Source organism: Halomonas elongata, from assembly GCF_029081005.1.
Classification (GTDB): domain Bacteria; phylum Pseudomonadota; class Gammaproteobacteria; order Pseudomonadales; family Halomonadaceae; genus Halomonas; species Halomonas elongata_B.
In genome coordinates this window covers 1-206 of sequence record NZ_JAJQTQ010000168.1, presented here as the reverse complement: position 1 = coordinate 206, position 206 = coordinate 1, and the positions used below count along the sequence as shown (strand labels likewise).

Here is a 206-nt window from a genome sequence, read left to right as displayed (position 1 = left end):
ACGCCGTCGTCGCTGCCATCGATGGTGATGGTCAGGGTGGCGTCATCGGCATCGCTATCGCCATCGGTCAGCGTATAAGTGAACGCTTCCTCCAGCGTGTCGCCCTCGCTCAGTCCCTGAACCTCCAGGTTGGTATTGTCCAGCGCGTAGGTATAGCTGCCATCGGCATTAAGCGTCAGGGTGCCGTACTCGCCCTCGATCACCAG

General features: G+C 60.2%; 1 protein-coding gene. It reads right to left on the bottom strand.

Going from position 1 to position 206, the window contains the following annotated elements:
• A partial coding sequence (locus LU493_RS19960; RefSeq protein WP_275289528.1) for a VCBS domain-containing protein occupies positions 1-206 on the bottom strand: 206 nt, incomplete at both ends.